Origin of the sequence: Hahella sp. CCB-MM4, assembly GCF_002260525.1 — a bacterium.
Taxonomy (GTDB): Bacteria; Pseudomonadota; Gammaproteobacteria; order Pseudomonadales; family Oleiphilaceae; genus Hahella.
This window is the reverse complement of record NZ_MRYI01000110.1, coordinates 1-389: the sequence shown is the minus strand read 5'-3', so window position 1 is coordinate 389 and position 389 is coordinate 1. Positions and strand designations below refer to the sequence as shown.

The window sequence follows — 389 nt, the reverse complement described above, 5'->3', positions numbered from 1 at the left end:
CTTGCCGCTGCCTTGCTGGTGTGATTGCATCACGCGGCATATGGGGCTAGTCCAAGCTGACGGGCCCGCCCGGGCTGCCTTTGCGGAATCTCCATGTCACAGAAAACCCTGCTCGTCTCCATCGCTTCCTTTCTGGCGGCGGCGGTACTGGCGCTGTTGACCGCGCTGTTTCTCGTCTCGTTGGTGGAAAACCGAACCGCGAGCGAGCTGCGCGAGGCCTTCGCCGAGGCGAACATGGGCTGGACCCGGGTTGAGGTGAACGGCCTTACCGCGACGCTGACGGGCACCGCCCCGACCGAAAGCGCCCGCATCCGCGCGCTGCAGGTGGCGGGCGAGGTGATCGACGCCTCCCGCCTGTCCGAGGAGATCGTGGTGCCGGTCCGCACCGC

1 protein-coding gene is annotated in these 389 nt (G+C 67.1%); it reads left to right on the top strand.

Annotated features, from left to right (window positions below):
- Nucleotides 1-93: 93 nt before the first annotated feature.
- Nucleotides 94-389: hypothetical protein (locus tag BTA51_RS29140; RefSeq protein WP_210404969.1), on the top strand; the 296-nt coding region annotated here is incomplete at its 3' end.